At 35.3% G+C, this 19,753-nt stretch carries 12 protein-coding genes; 10 read left to right on the top strand and 2 right to left on the bottom strand.

What is annotated here, in order from left to right; all coding sequences use genetic code 11:
- Positions 1 to 103 precede the first annotated feature (103 nt).
- From PQ462_RS17720 to PQ462_RS17675, 10 genes are all read left to right on the top strand, one after another.
- Positions 104 to 853 (top strand): DeoR/GlpR family DNA-binding transcription regulator, encoded by a 750-nt coding sequence (locus PQ462_RS17720; protein ID WP_274251003.1) that lies wholly within the window; start codon positions 104 to 106, stop codon positions 851 to 853.
- Between the two features lie 139 nt (positions 854 to 992).
- Positions 993 to 2,921 (top strand): glucosamine-6-phosphate deaminase, encoded by a 1,929-nt coding sequence (gene nagB / locus PQ462_RS17715; RefSeq protein WP_274251002.1) that lies wholly within the window; start codon positions 993 to 995, stop codon positions 2,919 to 2,921.
- A 234-nt stretch (positions 2,922 to 3,155) separates the two neighbouring features.
- Positions 3,156 to 6,071, top strand: a complete 2,916-nt coding sequence (locus tag PQ462_RS17710; RefSeq protein ID WP_274251001.1) for an FAD-binding and (Fe-S)-binding domain-containing protein — start codon at positions 3,156 to 3,158, stop codon at positions 6,069 to 6,071.
- 42 nt (positions 6,072 to 6,113) lie between these two features.
- Complete coding sequence (locus tag PQ462_RS17705; RefSeq protein ID WP_274251000.1) at positions 6,114 to 6,935, top strand: alpha/beta hydrolase; 822 nt, start codon at positions 6,114 to 6,116, stop codon at positions 6,933 to 6,935.
- Between the two features lie 281 nt (positions 6,936 to 7,216).
- Entirely contained in the window at positions 7,217 to 8,698 is a 1,482-nt protein-coding gene (locus tag PQ462_RS17700) for a glycoside hydrolase family 10 protein (protein ID WP_274250999.1), read from the top strand.
- A 12-nt stretch (positions 8,699 to 8,710) separates the two neighbouring features.
- Positions 8,711 to 11,215, top strand: a complete 2,505-nt coding sequence (locus PQ462_RS17695; protein ID WP_274250998.1) for a beta-N-acetylhexosaminidase — start codon at positions 8,711 to 8,713, stop codon at positions 11,213 to 11,215.
- Positions 11,216 to 11,218: 3 nt separating this feature from the next.
- Positions 11,219 to 12,523, top strand: a complete 1,305-nt coding sequence (locus PQ462_RS17690) for a serine hydrolase domain-containing protein (RefSeq protein ID WP_274250997.1) — start codon at positions 11,219 to 11,221, stop codon at positions 12,521 to 12,523.
- Between the two features lie 307 nt (positions 12,524 to 12,830).
- A complete protein-coding gene (locus PQ462_RS17685) occupies positions 12,831 to 13,970 on the top strand; it encodes an exo-beta-N-acetylmuramidase NamZ family protein (RefSeq protein WP_274250996.1) in 1,140 nt (379 codons plus the stop codon).
- 622 nt (positions 13,971 to 14,592) lie between these two features.
- Positions 14,593 to 15,999, top strand: a complete 1,407-nt coding sequence (locus PQ462_RS17680) for an MFS transporter (RefSeq protein WP_274250995.1) — start codon at positions 14,593 to 14,595, stop codon at positions 15,997 to 15,999.
- A 53-nt stretch (positions 16,000 to 16,052) separates the two neighbouring features.
- Complete coding sequence (locus tag PQ462_RS17675) at positions 16,053 to 17,165, top strand: acyltransferase family protein (protein ID WP_274250994.1); 1,113 nt, start codon at positions 16,053 to 16,055, stop codon at positions 17,163 to 17,165.
- Positions 17,166 to 17,255: 90 nt separating this feature from the next.
- On the opposite strand, the gene PQ462_RS17670 is transcribed toward PQ462_RS17675, so the two are convergent.
- Together PQ462_RS17670 and PQ462_RS17665 are read right to left on the bottom strand one after the other, a co-directional pair.
- Entirely contained in the window at positions 17,256 to 18,287 is a 1,032-nt protein-coding gene (locus tag PQ462_RS17670; protein ID WP_274250993.1) for a hypothetical protein, read from the bottom strand.
- Entirely contained in the window at positions 18,278 to 19,501 is a 1,224-nt protein-coding gene (locus tag PQ462_RS17665) for a hypothetical protein (protein WP_274250992.1), read from the bottom strand. The genes PQ462_RS17670 and PQ462_RS17665 overlap by 10 nt, the downstream gene beginning before the upstream one ends.
- Positions 19,502 to 19,753: the final 252 nt, after the last annotated feature.

The following is a 19,753-nucleotide window of genomic DNA, read 5'->3' as shown; positions in this document are numbered from 1 at the left end:
ACTTTTAAAATTAAAAAACGCAAACTATTGCAGTTTCTGGTTAGTCCTACGCTTTCAATAGAATTATTTGATATATTTGTCCTGAATTTTAACTTTTTAAAAAATGCTGAAAGCCGAAAGACATAAATATATAATGACTAAGCTTGTTGAAGAACAGAAAGTTGTCACAACTGATTTAGCTTTGGCTCTGGATTTGTCTGAAGATACCATTAGAAGGGATTTAAACGAACTTGATAGTAAGAAACTACTGGAAAAGGTATATGGCGGAGCAGTGCAGGTTCAAGAAAAATCTGCAGATGTTTTTGATATTCATATTTCTGGTGAAGAAGAAAAAAAACAGATCGTAACAAAAGCATTGTCGTTACTTCATGACGACCAGGTTATTATAATGAGCGGCGGAAGTACAAATTTGGTATTTGCAAAACTTATTCCTTCAGATTTAAAAGCTACAATATATACGTATAGTCTTCCAATCGCAATGCAGCTGTCTCAGCATCCTAATATAGATTTAATATTTATTGGCGGAAAAATGCAGAAAAACGCAATGGTTACAATTGGTATAGATGTAATTCAGGTTGTATCAAAAATTAAGGCCGATATTTGTTTTATAGGAGCGAGCAGTATTAATATAAAACAGGGACTGACAGAAGTTGGTTATGAAGTCTCAATGGTTAAAAAAGCAATGATAGAAGCTTCTGATAAGGTTGTGTCAATGTTTTCTTCTAATAAATTAAATACCAAAATGCCGCATGTTGTCTGCGATTTAAATCAATTAGATACTATAGTTACCAATCTGGAACCAGAAGATATAAGACTGGAAGAATATAGGAAATCTGGTGTGTTTATACTGTAGTTTAAAAACTAAGTCAAACTTTTCTGCGTTTTTTTGCGTTATTTGAATTTAATTTTGTTAAATAACGCAAAATAATGTATTTGTTATCTTTTTTGTATATATATTTGTTAAAACTAATTTTAACTACAACAGATATATTATGAAAACCACTACTTCTTTGGCTTACGATATTCCGGGAAAATTTGAAGAAACACGATTTGAAAAAAATCATAATGTGATCTTTGAAAACTCTGCCGAAGCTTCAAAAAATGTCGCTCAAGAAATAGCTGAATTAATACGTTTAAAACAAACTAACAACGAATCATGTGTACTTGGTCTTGCAACAGGCTCTTCACCAATTAAAGTATACGAAGAACTGGTTCGAATGCATAAGGAAGAAGGTCTTAGCTTTAGTAACGTAATCACTTTTAATTTGGATGAATATTATCCAATGAATAAAGAAAACCGTCAAAGCTATCATTATTTCATGCATCAGCATCTTTTTAATCATATCGATATTAAACCTGAAAATGTTAATATTCCTGATGGAACAATTGCTTTAGAACAATTAAATCAATACTGTATTGATTATGAATTGAAAATTAAACAAGCAGGCGGACTTGATTTTCAATTATTAGGAATTGGGCGTACAGGACATGTTGGTTTCAACGAGCCTGGATCGCACATTAATTCAGGAACCAGAATTATTACTTTGGATCATATTACAAGAGTAGATGCTTCATCTGACTTTAACGGAATTGACAATGTTCCAAAAAGAGCTATCACGATGGGAGTTTCTACCATTATGAGATCAAAAAGAATTGTATTAATGGCGTGGGGACAAAACAAAGCGTCTATTATAAAGAGAACAATTCAGGGCGAAATAAGTTCTGATGTTCCTGCAACGTTTTTACAAAATCATCCAAATGCTACTTTCGTTTTAGACCAATCTGCAGCATCAGAATTAACACGCTTTAAAACACCTTGGCTGGTTGGAGAATGTATCTGGACAGAAGAATTAAAGAGCAAAGCAATCGTTTGGCTTTGTAAAAAAACAAAACAATCTATTTTAAAACTGACAGACCGTGATTATAACAACAATGGAATGTCTGATTTATTAGCACTTGGAAGTTCTGCCTACGATTTGAATATCAATATGTTTAATATCCTGCAGCACACTATTACAGGCTGGCCGGGAGGAAAACCAAATACTGATGATTCACACCGTCCGGAAAGAGCCAATCCTGCTAAAAAACGAATAATCCTGTTTAGCCCGCATCCAGATGATGACGTGATTTCGATGGGAGGAACTTTTTCAAAATTGATAAAACAAGGCCATGATGTACACGTAGTATATCAAACCTCCGGAAATATTGCCGTTACAGATGATGAGGCACTGAAATTTGCAGAAGTATGCAATGATTTTGTTGGTGCTGATCTTCCAAAAGACATCAACTTCAAATCAGTGATTGAATTTTTGAATAACAAATCAGAAAATCAGATTGATTCTCTTGAGGTTCGAAAACTAAAAGGATTAATCAGAAGAAGAGAATCTTACGCGGCAACAAGATACATTGGACTAAAAGATGAAAATACACACTTTTTAGATCTTCCGTTTTACGAAACAGGGCAGGTTAAAAAAAATCCGCTGGGTCAGGAAGATATCGAAATTGTAAAAGAAATCATTGCCAGAATAAAACCACATCAGGTTTTTGCTGCAGGAGATTTGGCAGATCCGCACGGAACACATGAAGTTTGTCTGAATGCGATTTTTGCCGCAATGAAAGAATTGAAACCAGAAAAATACATGGACGACTGCTGGCTATGGTTGTACAGAGGCGCTTGGCATGAATGGGATATCCACGAAATTGATATGGCAGTTCCGTTAAGCCCTTCAGAAGTATTGCTAAAACGCCACGCAATCTTGTATCACCAGTCTCAAAAAGACCGTGTAATGTTTCAGGGAAATGATTCAAGAGAATTCTGGGTTAGGGCCGAAGACCGAAATAAAAATACTGCAATTCTGTATGATGAATTAGGATTGGCAGAATATGAAGCTATTGAAGCTTTTAAACGTTTTGATTATTAGTAATTAATAAAAAATATTTAACACATAGAAACATAGATTTTATTGTGTGTAAAAGAATATAAAAAGAAACATGTTTCTAACACATAGCTCTCTATGTTTTTTTTAAATAAGTGAAACGCCTTTTTTAAAAGAGTTAAATCTATGTTTCTATGTGTTGAAATTAATTACATCCAATGGTTAACACAATCAAAATAAACTTTTAAAATTACCAACCAAAAGCAATAAACCAAATCAATGCTCAATTCTCTCCAATTACAACAACTATCTAATTCCTTAGAAGGAACGCTTTTTTATGATGAACTTCATAAAAAACTGTATGCCACAGATGCTTCTGCTTACAGAATTATGCCGCAAGCCGTTGCTATTCCTAAAACTGAAGAAGATATTGTAAAAATCATTCGTTTTGCCTCAGAAAACAAAATTTCGATAACACCAAGAACGGCTGGAACTTCTCTGGCGGGTCAAACCATTGGAAACGGAATTATTGTAGACGTTTCGAAACATTTTACCAAAATTGTTGCTTTTGATGCCGAAAAGAAGACCATTACCGTACAGCCCGGAGTAATTAGAGATGAACTGAATTTATTTTTAAAGCCACACGGATTGTTTTTTAGTCCAACTACTTCAACCACAAATCGGTGTATGATCGGCGGAATGGTAGGGAATAATTCATCTGGAACAACTTCAATACGTTACGGCGTTACGCGAGATAAAATTGTAGAGATAAAAGCGGTTTTGAGTGATGGCAGTCTTGCCGTTTTTAAAGATTTAACTTCTGAAGAATTTATTGAGAAGACAAAAGGCGATTCTTTAGAGAATAAAATTTATAAAACGATTTACGAGGAACTTTCGAATAAAGACAATCAGGAAGAAATTACGAAAGAATTTCCAAAACCTGAAATTCACAGACGAAATACAGGTTATGCGATTGATGCCTTACTAAAATCAGAACTGTTTTCGGGAAAAGAAAACACAATCAATTTAGGGAAATTACTTTGCGGAAGTGAAGGAACTCTTGCATTTACAACCGAAATTACCTTGAAAGTAGATGATTTACCGCCAACAAACAATATCATGGTTGTGGCGCATTTTCATACTATTCAGGAAAGTCTAGAAGCCGTTGTTGTTGCAATGAAACATCATTTGTACACTTGCGAAATGATGGATGATACGATTTTAGATTGTACTAAAACCAATAGGGAACAAGCTAAAAACCGATTTTTTATTGTAGGAGAACCAAAAGCAGTTATTATGCTTGAAGTAGGATCGCATAGCAGTATGGAAGATGCAGAATTACAGGCAGATGCTTTGATTAAGGATCTTCAGGACAATAATTTTGGATATGCACTGCCTAAAATTTACGGTGCCGATATTGATAAAGTAAATGAGGTTCGAAAAGCAGGTCTGGGACTTTTAGGAAGTATTGTAGGCGATGATAAAGCGGCCGATTCTATTGAAGATACAGCAGTCGAACTCAGTGATCTCCCAAATTATATTGCCGACTTTGCTGCAATGATGGAAAGACACGGACAAAGTGCCATTTATTATGCACATGCCGGAGCAGGAGAATTGCATTTGCGCCCGAAGATAAATTTAAAAACAAAAGAAGGTTTACACCAGTTTAGAAATATTTCTACAGAGGTAGCTCATTTGGTAAAAAAATACAAAGGTTCACTAAGCGGTGAGCACGGCGACGGAATTTTACGCGGAGAGTTTCTGCCTTTTATGATTGGTGATAAAAACTACGAACTGCTCAAACGAATAAAAAAAGCATTTGATCCTAACACTATTTTGAATGTTGGGAAAATTGTAAATGCTTCAAAAATGGATGAAAATCTTCGTTTTGAAGCGGGAAGAGTAGAGCCGGACATTAAAACAATTCAGGATTTCTCAGACAGTTTAGGAATTTTGCGTGCTGCCGAAAAGTGTAACGGTTCTGGCGACTGTCGAAAACTGCCATCAGCAGGAGGAACTCTATGTCCTAGTTATCGTGCGACCCGAAATGAAAAAGATACTACTCGCGCCAGAGCCAATGCGCTGAGAGAATATCTAACCAATTCTGAAAAAGAAAATAAATTCGACCACCAAGAATTATATAAAGTATTTGAGTTGTGCGTGAGCTGTAAAGCCTGTGCCAGTGAATGCCCAAGCAATGTGGATGTGGCAACTTTAAAAGCAGAATTTTTATACCAATACCAAAAAGCAAACGGATTTTCTGTCCGCAATAAAATATTTGCTTTCAATTCAAAACTGAATAAGTTTGGAAGCATTGCCCCATCGATGACCAATTTTGTTGCCAATCTGTCTTTGGTTAAAAAAAGCATGGGAATTGCTCCAAAAAGACAAGTACCGCTTTTAGCGCCAAAGACCTTTAAAAAATGGTACGAAAAAAATAAAAAGTCGGCAGAAAACAATTCATTTAAAAACGGAAAAGTATATCTTTTTTGTGATGAGTTTACCAATTATTATGATGTTTCAGTTGGTATAGATGCGTATGAATTGCTGACCGCTTTAGGTTACGAAGTCATTGTTACAGATCATGAAGAAAGCGGAAGAGCTTTTCTGTCAAAAGGTTTCCTGGAAGAAGCACAGGAAATCGCGAATAAAAACGTCAATATTTTTAAAGAGTTAATTTCTGAAAACACACCTTTAATTGGGATTGAGCCATCGGCGATATTGACTTTCAGGGATGAATATATTCGATTAGCAAAAGATAAAGAAGGTGCCGAAAAACTGTCTAAAAATACTTTTACCGTTGAGGAATTTTTCAAAAAAGAAATTACAGCCGGAAAAATCCATTCCGGGCAATTTTCGGATACCGCAAAAACAATAAAGATTCACGGGCATTGCCATCAAAAATCATTAAGCACCGTTGAAGCTTCGTTTGCTATGTTGAATTTACCAAAAAACAGCACTGTTACAATTTACAATTCGGGCTGCTGTGGTATGGCAGGATCTTTTGGTTATGAAAAAGAGCATTACGAAATCAGTATGCAGATGGGAGAAGATACTTTGTTTCCAAAAATTCGGGCAACGGAACCTGAAACCGCAATTGCAGCGGCCGGAACCAGCTGCCGACACCAGATTTTTGACGGTACAAACAGAAAAGCAATGCATCCCGTAACAATTTTAAGAGATTGTTTGAAATAAGTTTCTCAAATTTGAAGATCTAATAGTTTAAAACAAGATTTTATGAAAAAAGCAATCTGCACTTTACTTCTGGCATTCGTATTTTTTTCTGCAAAAGCAGCAAAAATTGACACAATTCAGGTTTTCAGTCCTTCAATGAATAAGAATATAAAAACCTCTGTAATAGTTCCTGATAATTATAAAAAAAGCAAAGATAGATTTCCGGTAGTGTATCTTCTTCATGGTTACAGCGGCAATTACGGAAGCTGGGCAAAAGATTTTAAAGACCTGGCAAAACAAGTTGATCAATACGGTTTTATAGCAATTGGTGTTGACGGAAATTATTCAAGCTGGTATTTTGACAGCCCGATAGATCCTAGTTTTAAATATGAAACTTATGTAATAAATGAATTAGTTCCTTTTATAGATAAAAATTACAAAACTATTTCCAACCGCGATGGCAGAGCCATAACAGGTTTAAGCATGGGCGGACACGGAGCTTTGTATTTATCATTTAAACATCAGGATGTATTTGGTGCAGCAGGAAGTATGAGCGGCGGAGTCGATTTTCGTCCGTTTCCAAACAATTGGGATATTAAAAAACGTTTGGGTTCTATAACAGAATTTCCTGAAAACTGGGATAAAAATACCGTTACCAATCTCCTTGATCTGGTAAAAGACAACAAGTTAAAAATGATTATAGACTGCGGTGTCGATGATTTTTTTATGGAAGTAAACAGACAGCTTCATCAAAAAATGCTGACATTAAAAATAAACCATGATTATATCGAACGTCCGGGAGAACATAATCTGGCATATTGGGAAAATTCATTAAAGTTTCAATTACTGTTCTTTGATAATTTTTTCAAAGAAAAAAATAAATAAAAGTTATGTGCTGCGATACGATTAAGCCGCATATAAAATTAGGTTGGTTACCTATCCTAACAGGTTTTTAAAACCTGTTAGGAACTTTTTAACCGCCTCAATATATTTTAGCCGCAGATTAAAGGATTGAAATGATTTTTTATCATGATGGAAAAATAGCAAGAGATTAAAAAAATACAGCTTTAAAAACATTGCGAACCCTGCGTAAACCTTTGCGTTCTTTGCGGTTAAATTTTAAGCCACAAATAAATAACATACTAACTAACCAAAAATAGTAACTTATGAAAAGTCTAAAAATTTTAATTCTAATACTGCTGTTTCAAACGAAACTTTTCAGTCAGGAATCACCAAAAAGAGAAATGCGAGCAGCATGGATTTCTACAGTAGACAATATTGACTGGCCGTCTAAACCAGGATTATCAGACAAGCAGATGAAATCTGAAATGACTGTCATTTTAGATAATTTACGATCTAACAACCTAAACACCGTAATTTTTCAAATCCGCCCAACTGCCGATGCGTATTACAAATCGACAAAAGAGCCTGCTTCACATTGGATAACGGGAACTCAGGGCGTTGCTCCGGGATTTGATCCGCTGCAAATGATGATTGACGAAGCCGGAAAAAGAGGAATGAACGTTCATGTCTGGCTCAATCCATATCGAGTGCAAAAAGATACCGTAAAAGATGTATTGACCAAAACGCATTTGTATTTTAAGAAACCAGAATTATTCCTGACCTACGGAAAATCAAGATATTTTAATCCGGGTTACAAAGAAACCAGAGATTTCGTTTCGTCTGTAGTAGGCGAAATAGTTCGAAATTATGATATTCAGGCCGTTCACATGGACGATTATTTTTATCCGTATAAAATCGCCGGACAGGAATTCCCGGATGAGAAAGCATTTGCCAAAGAACCGCGTCAGTTTAAAGACAAAGACGACTGGCGAAGAGACAATGTCGATTTAATCATCAAGCAAATCAGAGATACCATAATTGCTAATAAACCTGAAGTAGAATTCGGAATTTCACCTTTTGGTGTTTGGCGCAATATTGCAAAAGATTCAGACGGATCTAATACGGTGGCGGGTGCAACCAATTATGACGATTTGTATGCCAATATTTTAAAATGGCAGAAAGAAAACTGGATCGATTATGTTACACCGCAATTGTACTGGCACATTGGCTTTGACAGAGCTAATTTTGAAGTGCTGGCAAAATGGTGGGCAGCACACAAATACGGAACCAATGTTTACGTAGGCCACGGCGATTACAAGATTTCGAATACCGCCAAAGAGCCAGAGTGGAGAAGTCCGGATCAAATTGTAAAACAGATTGAAATGATTCGAAAACTGCCGCAAATAGACGGTTCGATGCATTTTACAGCTTCAACTTTTCTTAAAAAAGGCGATACACTTCGAAATCCGCTTATTCAAAAACCATATAAATATATCGCATTAACGCCAGAGGCAAACAGAATTACAAGAATAAAACCACAAGTACCTTCAAATGCTGTAATTGATAAAAAAGGAGATAAAGCCCTTTTGAGCTGGAAACCAGAATCAGACGATAAGAAATTTGTAATTTATAAATTCCCAAAAGGAAAAATAACCGATTTTTCGAATCCGGCGAATATTTACTACGTAACAACCGCTTCAAAATTAGAAGTTTCAAATGCTGATTTGGAGAATTATATCTACGCCGTTTCCGCTTTAAGTCAGACACAGACAGAAAGCGCTCCAATAGAATTTTCAATAAAATAAAAAATAAAAGCCATGAAAAAAAGTGTATTGCTGATAGCCATTTTTCTGAGTTCTTTAAGTACCATACAAGCACAGAAACTAGATATAATTCCAAAACCGGTAAAGGTTGAACAAAATGAAGGCGCATTTATTATTCCGTCATCGGTACAAATTATTGTAGACAAAAAAGCAGAAAAAAGTGCTGAATATATTAAGACCTCTTTTTCGAAATACACAGGGATTAACGCGATCGTTTCTATCGGAAATAAACATAAAAAAAATACCATAGCATTTTTGGTCGATGAAAAAATGAACCTTCCCAATGATGGTTATAAATTGAATATCAACAAAAAAGGAATTTTGGTAAAAGGAAAATCTGCAAACGGAGTTTTAAACGGTCTGCAGACCCTATTGCAAATTTCTTCTGCAAAAGACATTAAAAAAGGAAATATCCCATTTGTAAAAATAGAAGATTATCCTCGTTTTGAATGGCGCGGTATGATGCTCGACTGTTCAAGACAGTTTTTTGATAAACAAACCGTTAAAAATTATATCGACTGGCTGGCGGCGCACAAAATGAATGTTTTTCACTGGCATTTAACTGATGATAATGGCTGGAGAATTGAAATCAAATCGATGCCTGATTTAACTTTAAAAGGTGCCTGGAGAGGTCCGGGAGAAGTTTTACTGCCATCTTATGGTTCAGGAGACAAACGTTACGGAGGGTTTTATACGCAGGAAGATATTAAAGAAGTAGTGGCGTATGCAGGAAATCGCGGTATATCAGTTATGCCCGAAATTGAAATTCCGGGACATTCGCGTGCCGTAACCGCTTCGTATCCGGAAGTAGGCTGCGCCATTACTCAGGAACTTAAAAGTGTTCAGGGCGAAGTAAAAAACGTTTGGTGTGTGGGTCGTGAAGAAAATTATGTTCTTCTGGATTCAATCATTAGAGAAGTTTCGGGACTTTTTCCTTTTGAATATATTCATGTTGCCGGAGATGAGGTTAATCGTGCCAATTGGGAGCATTGCCCAAAATGTCAGGCTTTGATGGCAAAAGAAGGATTTACAGACAGTTTTCAGCTTCAAAACTATTTCTTTAGAAGGGTTCAAAAAATTGTAGATAAATACCATAAAAAGACAGATGGCTGGAACGAAATTTTAAAAGGCGGAGAAATCGATCCAAATACTTTGATTTCTGCCTGGCAGGGAATTAGTTACGGAATTGAATCGGCAAAGAAAGGATATCAGACTATTATGATGCCTGGACAATATACGTATTTTGATATGGCGCAGTCTGAAACAGAACGCGGTCATCGCTGGGCAGCTATTACAGATACGAAAAGAGCGTATTCGTTTGAGCCAATTCCTACTGATGATTTAACACCAGAACAGCAAAAAAATATAATAGGTGTTCAGGGTGCCTTGTGGAGTGAATATTTAGACCGTCCGGCCAGAATTATGGAATACCAAAGTTATCCGAGAATCAGCGCTTTGTCTGAAATCGGCTGGTCTAAAAAAGAAGATAAAAACTGGGAGGATTTCTACGGAAGATTAACACACAGTCATTTACAGCGTTTGGCTGATATGGGAATTGCTTTTAGGGATTTTCCGCCAGCCGCAATTTATCAAAACGGAACAATTACCGTAACACCGCCTTATGAAGGTGCAGTTGTACGTTATGATGCACAAGGTAATGAACCAACAAGACAATCGCCTTTGTATACAAAACCAATTCAAACAAAGGATTACGAGCATTATATGTTCCGTACTTTTTTTAATGAAGATGTGGCAAGTCCGGCAGTAAAAGTAGAAAAACTGCCTGTTGCGGTTTGGAATACTTCAAAAGCAGAAGTTTTGAATATTTCTGAAAATATTTCAGAACATGTAGACAAAAACGGAATTTGGTATTTAACTTTTACACCTGATGCAGATGCGAGTGCCAACGGAGTTGTAAAAACAATTTCTCTTTATGAAAATGATAAACTGATACAGAGTTTTCCGGAAGAAAAAATGCTCAAATCAAAACCTCGCCTGCGATTTGTAATTGAAAATTACAATGAAAAAAATACGTATCGTTTAGACTTTACAGTAGAAAATAAAGAAGCAAAAGAATCAGCAGCAAAAGTAAATTTCAATTGCTCGCCTTATTTAGAGCCGGAAGTAAAAGTAACATCATCGATGGCTGAAAATCCTAAATTCCCGATTTCGAATTTAGAAGATTATAATGTTGAAACTTACTTGCGTACAGATATTGCATGTGCAAATGGCGACTGGATTTTATACACTTTTACAAATCCTGTAACTTCTTCTAAAATTGATGTGTTAACCGGAATTCCGCATCACCCGAGGTTCATTGTCAATAATGGATATGTAGAATATTCGTGTAACGGAATCGATTTTATAAAAGGAGATGCTTTTGATTATGGCAATGCATCGATTTATCCAAAACAGCCTGTAAAAGCAGTAAAAATTGTCATTACGGGAACCAACAACGAACCTCTTATGGCAGGACAGGACATAAGAATTAATCCGTAAAATATGAAAAAGATAACGGCAGGAATCATATTAATTTCTATGACTTTTTTTGGAATAAATGTTTATTCTCAGAAAAAATCAAAGAAATCTTTTGATGTAAAACGAAATGAAGTTTACATCGATTCGATGATGACAAATGCGCTCGAAAAAGGATTTTTTCCCGGAGCACAGATTATAGTTGGAAATAAAGACGCTGTTTTTATTTCGAAAAATTATGGCTTTCAGGATTATTCGAAAAAACAGCCCATAAAATCAGATGACGTTTACGATCTGGCTTCTATGTCGAAAGTTTTAGGAGCGACGCTTGTGACCATGCGATTAGTTGGAGAAGATAAAATAAATTTAAAAGACAAAGTAGGCGATGTGGTTGAAATTTATAAAAATACTCCCATTGCCGATTTAAATCTTTTGGAATTATTAACGCATACTTCAGGATTAAAAGCGAGTATTACGTTTTACCAAAGTCTGCTTTCAACTCCAGATGGTTCTCCTTTGTTAAGCAAAGAAAAATCAGATGTTTATCCTAATTTGTTTGATACGATGTATGTGAACAAGAATATGGTGTATGATGCCAATTATCTTTCGTTTACTCCCAAAGAAAATTGGGTTCAGATTTATAAAAATATGTGGTTAAATCCGGAATTTTATAAAACGGTTTATGAGCAAATTTCAACTGCAAATACCAACACAAGAGGGAAATATGTTTACAGCGACCTGAATTTGCTTTTGGTAAAACAAATGATTGAAGCCAAAACAGGTTTGAAATTAGATGAATTAACAAAAGAAATTTATACGGAATTAGGAATTTCAAAAATCGGTTACAATCCGTTAAAATGGACTTCAGAAGAAAATGTAACGCCGACAGAATTGGATAATTTCTTTAGAAAAGATACAATAAGAGGTTACGTTCACGATGAAGCTGCGGCGATTTTTGGCGGTGTTTCCGGAAATGCCGGATTGTTTGCCAATGCACAATCAATCTCGGTTATCTGTCAGATGCTGTTGAATGACGGAAAATATCAAGGAAAAGAAATTTTAAAAGCAAAAGTTGTAAAAGAATTTACAAATTCTCCTCTTGCCAAAGAAGGGATTTACCGCGGATTGGGTTTTGATAAACGAAAACCAGATGAGTTTTTTAAAGCTAATGATTTTGGGCACACAGGTTTTACAGGAACTTTTTTCTTTATGAATCCAGACACAAACAGATTTTTAATCATCCTAACCAATCGCGTAAACCCAACGAGAACAAACAGATTGATGTATAAAGATGATTTTAGTGCTAAAATTTGGAGGCAGATTAATAAGTAATTTTTTTAGCCACAGATTAAACAGATTAGAAGGATTTTTTTCGTAGCAACACGAGTGATAGCGAACAGGCGAAGCAATTCACAAATTTCCATGAATTTAATCTGTTCAATCTGCCAAATCTGCAGGCGAAAAATTTAGCCGCAGATTATAAATATTAAAATGATTTTTGTTTCACGCAGATTTTGCAAATTCAAGCAGATCAACACAGATTATAAATTAAATCTGCAAAATCTACGTGAAAAACTGAGCGTTAACTAAATAAAAAATCCTTTTTATCCACTTAATCTGCGTGAAAAAAATAATAACTATGAGAAATTTAATAATCTGCATACTAATTTCAACAGTATCTTTTGCACAGAAAATAAAAACAGGTGCTGATAACTATACCGTTTATCTGCCTTTATTAAAAGGTAAAAGTGTAGGCATTGTAACGAACCAAACCGGAATTATGGAAGATAAAACCCATTTGGTTGATTTTTTGGTTCAGAAAAATGTCGAGATCAAAACCATTTTTGCTCCTGAACATGGCTTTAGAGGCACTGCCGATGCTGGGGAACATGTGTCTGACGAAATCGACGCTAAAACAGGTTTGTCGATTACTTCACTTTATGGCAAAAACAATAAACCAACTCCTGAACAATTGAAAGATATTGATATCATGGTTTTTGATTTACAGGATGTTGGGACAAGATTATACACTTATGTTTCTACGATGCACAGAATTATGGAAGCCTGCGCAGAGAATAATGTTCCGCTGATTGTACTGGACCGTCCAAATCCGAATATTGCGATTGTCGACGGTCCGGTTTTGGACATTGCTTTTCAAAGCGGTATCGGAATGCATCCAACGCCTCTGCTTCATGGTATGACTTTGGGGGAAGAAGCGAAAATGATTAACGGACAAAAATGGCTTAAAAATGGTGTGCAGTGTAAACTTACCGTTGTTCCATGTTTGAATTATGGCAGAAATATGAGTTACAGCCTTCCAGTTCGCCCTTCGCCAAATTTGCCAAACGACCAATCGGTAAATTTATATGTGAGTTTATGTCTTTTTGAAGGGACGAATGTAAGTATGGGACGCGGCACTGAAAAACAATTCCAGATTTATGGTTCACCTTATCTGCCAAAAAGTGATTTTACTTTTACCCCAAAACCTAATTTTGGAGATAAAGATCCTTTGTATAACGGCGTAGAATGTAATGGAGAAGATTTGTCATCCATTCCGAAAATTAACAGACTTGAAATAAAATGGCTGATTAAAGCGTATCAAACTACTTCGGATAAATCGAAATTTTTCGACAAAAGAAAGTTTTCTATCAGAGCCGGAAATGAAAAATTACAGCAGCAAATTGAAGCCGGAACATCTGAAGATGAAATTAGAAAAAGCTGGCAGGAAGGTTTGAAAGACTTTAAGAAAATGAGAGCGCCTTATTTAATTTATCATTAAAAAAATGCTCTGGAAGAGCTAAATATTTACGGCATAATTATTTCCCATGCATAAAGCTCCAGCGGAGCGGCATATTTATAAATAATATATATCGCTCCTCTGGAGCTTGAAATCAGGGGGTGCATAATTCCTATAAATATTTAGCTCCTCCGGAGCTTTTATAATAAATGAAATTTGTCATTATACGCAAGGTCACATTAATAAAATTGCAGGTTAGGATAAGAGCAGGAAGGTTTGAAAAACTTTAAGAAAATGAGAGCTCCATATTTAATTTATCATTAAAAAAAATGCTCTGGAAGAGCATAATATTTATAGCAATTAAGCACCCTCTGATTTCAAGCTGCTGCGGAGCGATATATATATATTGTCCATAGATGCCGTTCCGCTGGAGCTTTATGTATTGGAAAATAATTATGCCATAAATATTTAGCTCCTCTGGAGCATAAAATTTAGGGATTATGTATTATCAATTATTTTTCACTGTTACATTAATCAAATTGTAAGCAAGGATAGGGTGGATAGACAAGAATGTTTTTGTACCTTTAATTTTAGGATGAAATAGAAGTTTGCAGATCAAATTTTTTTCCTCACAGAATAAAAATAAAGTCTTAAAATAAACAGGATGACAGTGATTACAGAGCAAAATAATGAAGCAATAAAAAAGGTATTACCCATTATTTTAGCGACTTCTATTTTTATGCAGATGCTTGATTCGACAATTTTGAATACTTCACTGCCTTCTATTGCCAAAGATCTTCACGAATCACCGCTGGATATGCAGAACGCAATTATCAGTTATGTTTTGACTCTGGCGCTTTTTATGCCCGTGAGCGGGTTTTTATCAGATAAATTCGGGACCAAGAAAGTTTTTATTGTTGCTTTGGTTTTGTTCAGTCTCGGCTCCTTATTTTGTTCACTTTCTCAAAACCTGATGCATTTAGTTTTAGCCCGAATTGTTCAGGGAGTGGGAGGAAGTTTAATGACTCCGGTAGGAAAGCTGGCTCTAATTAAAACATTTCCTAAAAAAGAATTACTCAAAGCCATGAACTTTGCTATTATTCCCGCTTTAATTGGGCCGGTATTAGGGCCTTTGGTTGGAGGTTATATGGTTGATTATTTATCCTGGCACTGGATTTTTTTAATAAACATTCCATTTGGCCTTATCGGTATTCTTTTAAGTTTGAAATATATGCCTAATTATAAATCTAAAATAATCGATTTTGATTTAAAAGGCTTTTTTATTTTTGCGGCTGCTTCCCTTTTATTATCTATTTCATTGGAATTATTTGGCAATACCGTTCGGGTTTCGCCTGTTTTAATGATTTTAATGTCGGGATTTTTAATGCTGTATTGGTACTATCATCATGCATCAAAAGACAACAATCCTATTTTTCCTTTAAATCTTTTTCAGGTAAGAACATTTCGAGTGGGCATTGTTGGTAATCTGGCTACACGTTTGGGGATCAGTTCTATTCCATTATTACTGCCTATGATGATCCAGATCGCTTATGGTCAGTCCGCAGTTGTGTCTGGGTGGATTGTAGCGCCAATGGCTCTGACAGCGATGTTTGGAAAATCGGCTGTAATTGGGATTTTAAATACTTTTGGTTATCGAAAAACCTTAATGGTCAATACTTTTATTATTGGTTTTTTAATCTGCTGTCTGGCTATTCCATCTATTCATACTTCAATTTATTGGTACGTTCCTATAATTTCGATATTAGGTTTCTTTAACTCAATACAGTTTACCTCTATGAATTCTATTTCTATTGCCGATTTAAGACAGTATCATACCAGCAGCGGTAATTCTTTAATTTCAGTAAATCAACAGCTGGCAATTGGTTTTGGAATCGCTTTTGGATTATTGGTTTTAAAGGTTTTTCAGGGAGATGTAAAACTTATTCATCACGAAATTCACAATGCATTTCGATATACTTTTCTGGTAGTGGGCTCTTTAACCATTTTATCCGGATTGGTTTTTAGAAGACTTCATTTTAAAGATGGAGACAATTTAAAACCAGCCAATTAATTAAACCAAATCATAAATTAACTTAACTTAACCATTTCGCATAAACCTTAGTAATGACTGCAAACAATTCTTCAATTCCTATTTTACAAACCAAACAACATTTTGAAATTCTAGACGGACTGCGAGGCGTAGCAGCACTGGCAGTAGTTATTTTCCATTTTATGGAATGGATTTTTACAGACCCAAGCAAGAATTTTATCGGGCATGGTTTTTTGGCTGTCGATTTCTTTTTCTGTCTTTCAGGATTTGTAATTGGTTATGCTTATGACGATCGTATTGCAAAAATGGGACTTCGGAATTTTTTTATATCCCGAATTATAAGACTTCATCCGCTTGTTGCGGCAGGATCTGTATTAGGTTTACTGGCTTTTTTGTTCGATCCGTTTGGAGGCAATCTTGAATTGTACAGCACAGGTAAAATTATTTTAACTTTTATCTGTTCCTTATTTATGATTCCTTTGCCTGTAATTGCAGATCGAGGTTTTAATTTGTTCAGTTTCAATGCGCCGGCCTGGTCGTTATTTTGGGAATATATTGCAAATATTGTCTACGCTTTTGTGCTTTACAGAATAGCACGCAGTTACCTTTTAATCTTGACTATAATTGCTGCAGCAGCGATTTGTTATGTCGGTTATAATTCGGGGAATTTATTAGGAGGCTGGAGCGGTCCGACTTTTTGGGATGGATTCGCCAGAATATCGTATTCATTTTTAGCTGGATTACTTATTTACCGTTCAAACTGGATTATTAAAAACAAACTTGGATTTGCGGGTTTGTCTGTATTACTGTTATTAGCTTTTATGATGCCTTCTTCTGCAATGAACTGGATAACAGAACCTTTAATTGTATTGTTTTATTTTCCTCTGCTGGTATCTTTAGGAGCCGGATCGGTTTTAAATCCGGGATTGAAAAAGGTTTGTGTTTTCTCTGGCAATATATCTTATCCGTTATACATGACACATTATGCAGCTTTATGGATGTTCGGAAATTATTATACGAATTATAAACCAGATACGACAAAATTGACATTTGTTGTTATATCTGGAGTGATTCTGCTTGTTGGATTTGCTTATTTGGTAATGGTGGTTTATGATATTCCGCTGAGAAAATATTTAACTGATAAACGAAAAGAAAAACTGGCAAAGCTTAAGACCGAAAACATATAGAAACTATTTTTAGAATGCTGTAAATAAAGAAAGGGAAGATTTTTATGTCTTCCCTTTTGTTTTTTATAAATCCTGAATTTCTAAAATTGATTAGTTTTTCTGTTCAGCAATTGTAGATTTATTGAGTTTGATGATTCTGATTTTTTTATTGGTATTATCAGATAAGAAAATACGATCGTCCAGTTGTGCATTGCCTACAATAACCCCAAAAGGATTCTGTCCTAAAATATCAGATGCACTCATTACAGCTTTATAATTTTTATTCATAAAAGCTTCTTTTGAATACAAACGCACATAATTTGTGCTTCCTGAATTTTCTGAAGTTACAGCAAAATCATTACTGAAAGTTACAGAAATAGGTTTGTTGTTGGCAAACGGAGCTGTTGAAGGTTCAATTGGAGTTGTTAAAGAGTTTGCAGCATTTGCTTTAATATTGGCAATATCATAGTACAAATAACTTTTAGCATCTCTTCCTGCAACAATTAGATTTCCAGATTGTACATCCATAGAGTAAGCTTCTGTCCATCCGTTTAATGTATTTAGTTTGGCGATTGGAGTTAAGTTCCAATTACTTGTTTCGGTAATTTGAGAAGTTTCAAACACTTTGATGCTTTTTTCTTTTTCTTTTACAAACACCAATCCGTCTTTTACCACAACACCAAAAACATGAACAAAAGTCTGCCACCATTGTCCGTTTCCAACTGTGTTGATTCCTAAACCGGTAGCTTCATCCAAAACAAAAAGTCTTGATTCTTCGCTTCCTAAATAAATTCGGCCGTTATCAATACTTATCGATGTTAATAAAGTCAATGGTATAGTGTTGCTTCCTTTAGTATAATTGGAAATTGTTTTTAAATGTGCCAGAGTTAAAGCATCAAATACTTCTAAAGTACTGCCGTTGCATACATACAGTTTTTCTTTAGAGATTGCGATTCCTTTTGGATCTAATGTTCCCGTACCATCGCCAATTTGTTTAGCGGTAATTTCGGCGCTTTCGGTAGGGTAGTAGTAATCGTAGTTTATGGCTTCTATGTCGTTGTCTTTACTGCAGCTTGTAAAAAAACAAAGCAATAGTAGTAAAAATGGCAGTTTGTTCATCTTGATTATATTGTTTAGTTCCATTTTCCTTCTCCTTTATATTTTAATAAAAATGGATTTTTTTGACTAATTGTAAACACAGGTTTTTTGTAGCTTCCAGATAGATAGCTTGTTTTTGTATATCCTTTTAAAATATCAGGATCTGTAAACGGAAGATCATTTAAATAAATTAAATATTTATAAAAATGAGTAAGCATTTCCTGCTGTCCACCGCCTTCGCCGCTGTTTGCTAAATTACTGCTGTGGTTATAGCCGCTGTGATGTGAGTATTCGTGTGACCAAACCGACATTTCGCCAACCCAGTGGCCGGTTACATAACCAGATTCCCATTGTGAAGCCAAAGGTCCGCCTCCCCAGGCAGAATCTCCGCCCACCATTGCCATATTCAAAGTTCGGCTGTCAATATAAGTTCCGTATGCCTGTTCAATTTGAACTTTAGTTAAATAATCATAAACACCGTCAGCATCATCGGCATTTCCGTGCCAGTTTAAAGCACCGTTTATTGCTGTGCCTGCAGTTTCTGCCTGTTCTTTTTTGTATCGGTCAAAATTCATGAAAGTATCGTAATACATAGGATGACTGATTGCATACGAGAAATTGATAATCATCGTTATCGCTTCTTTTGCCAGAACAGGATTCATTGGCAGGTATTTTCCATATTCGTTTTTGTGATATTGATCGCTGAACTGAACCAATCTTGCCGATTTTATTTTTTTGAATTTCTGGAATAAAGGATCGCTCGATTCAACAGAAAACTCGATTGCACCAGATGAAAACCCTTCGATTTTATCAATAGTTACCGTATTTCCTTTTTCGAGTTCATAATCATTTTTGCCTTCCGTCAACGGAATTTTATGAAAAGATCTGTGAAAAGCCGGAACTTTAGAAAAATGAAAAAGTACAAATCGTTTGTCATAATTCGGCAGTTTTGCGTAGACTTTTACGTCGGTTAAGCCAACAGGCGAATAAAGGGAAATCTGTACAGAATCTTTTCCTTTTTGAATTACCTGCATAGGCTGATTGACACGAAACCAGCGGTCTTTATTGTCGTACATTTTAGATGAATTTTCGTCATCTTCAAACATTGTCATAGGTTTGTTTCCGTCAGGTAAGGCACTTGCATCGATAGAAGGCAGATAAGCAGGTTTGTATTTGCCGTCTTCATTGTCGTCGCTGCAGGAGCTTAATAGGATACCTGCCGAGAGCGTAAGTAAAAAATAATAAAAGTTTTTTTTCATGTGGTTTTGTTTTGATTTGGGGTTTGTTACTTAATTTTTTAACGCATTCTTTTCAATTAAATTTTAAAGTTTTATAATAAGATAGGCTGGCAAAAATAAACGATAAAAGGGCTTTTGCATGGTCAAATACGACATATTTGTAATCTTTGCCTGAACTTGACTGTTTTTAAAGGTAAAAAACTATAAGATATTACGTATGAGGAGTTTGAATTTTGAATGCTAAAGCTTTACGATTAGCAGATAACTCCAGAT

It is taken from the genome of Flavobacterium sp. KACC 22758 (assembly GCF_028736135.1).
GTDB classification, from domain to species: Bacteria; Bacteroidota; Bacteroidia; order Flavobacteriales; family Flavobacteriaceae; genus Flavobacterium; species Flavobacterium johnsoniae.
Note: the sequence above shows the minus strand (reverse complement) of the source record. Positions and strands in the feature narration are given on the sequence as shown.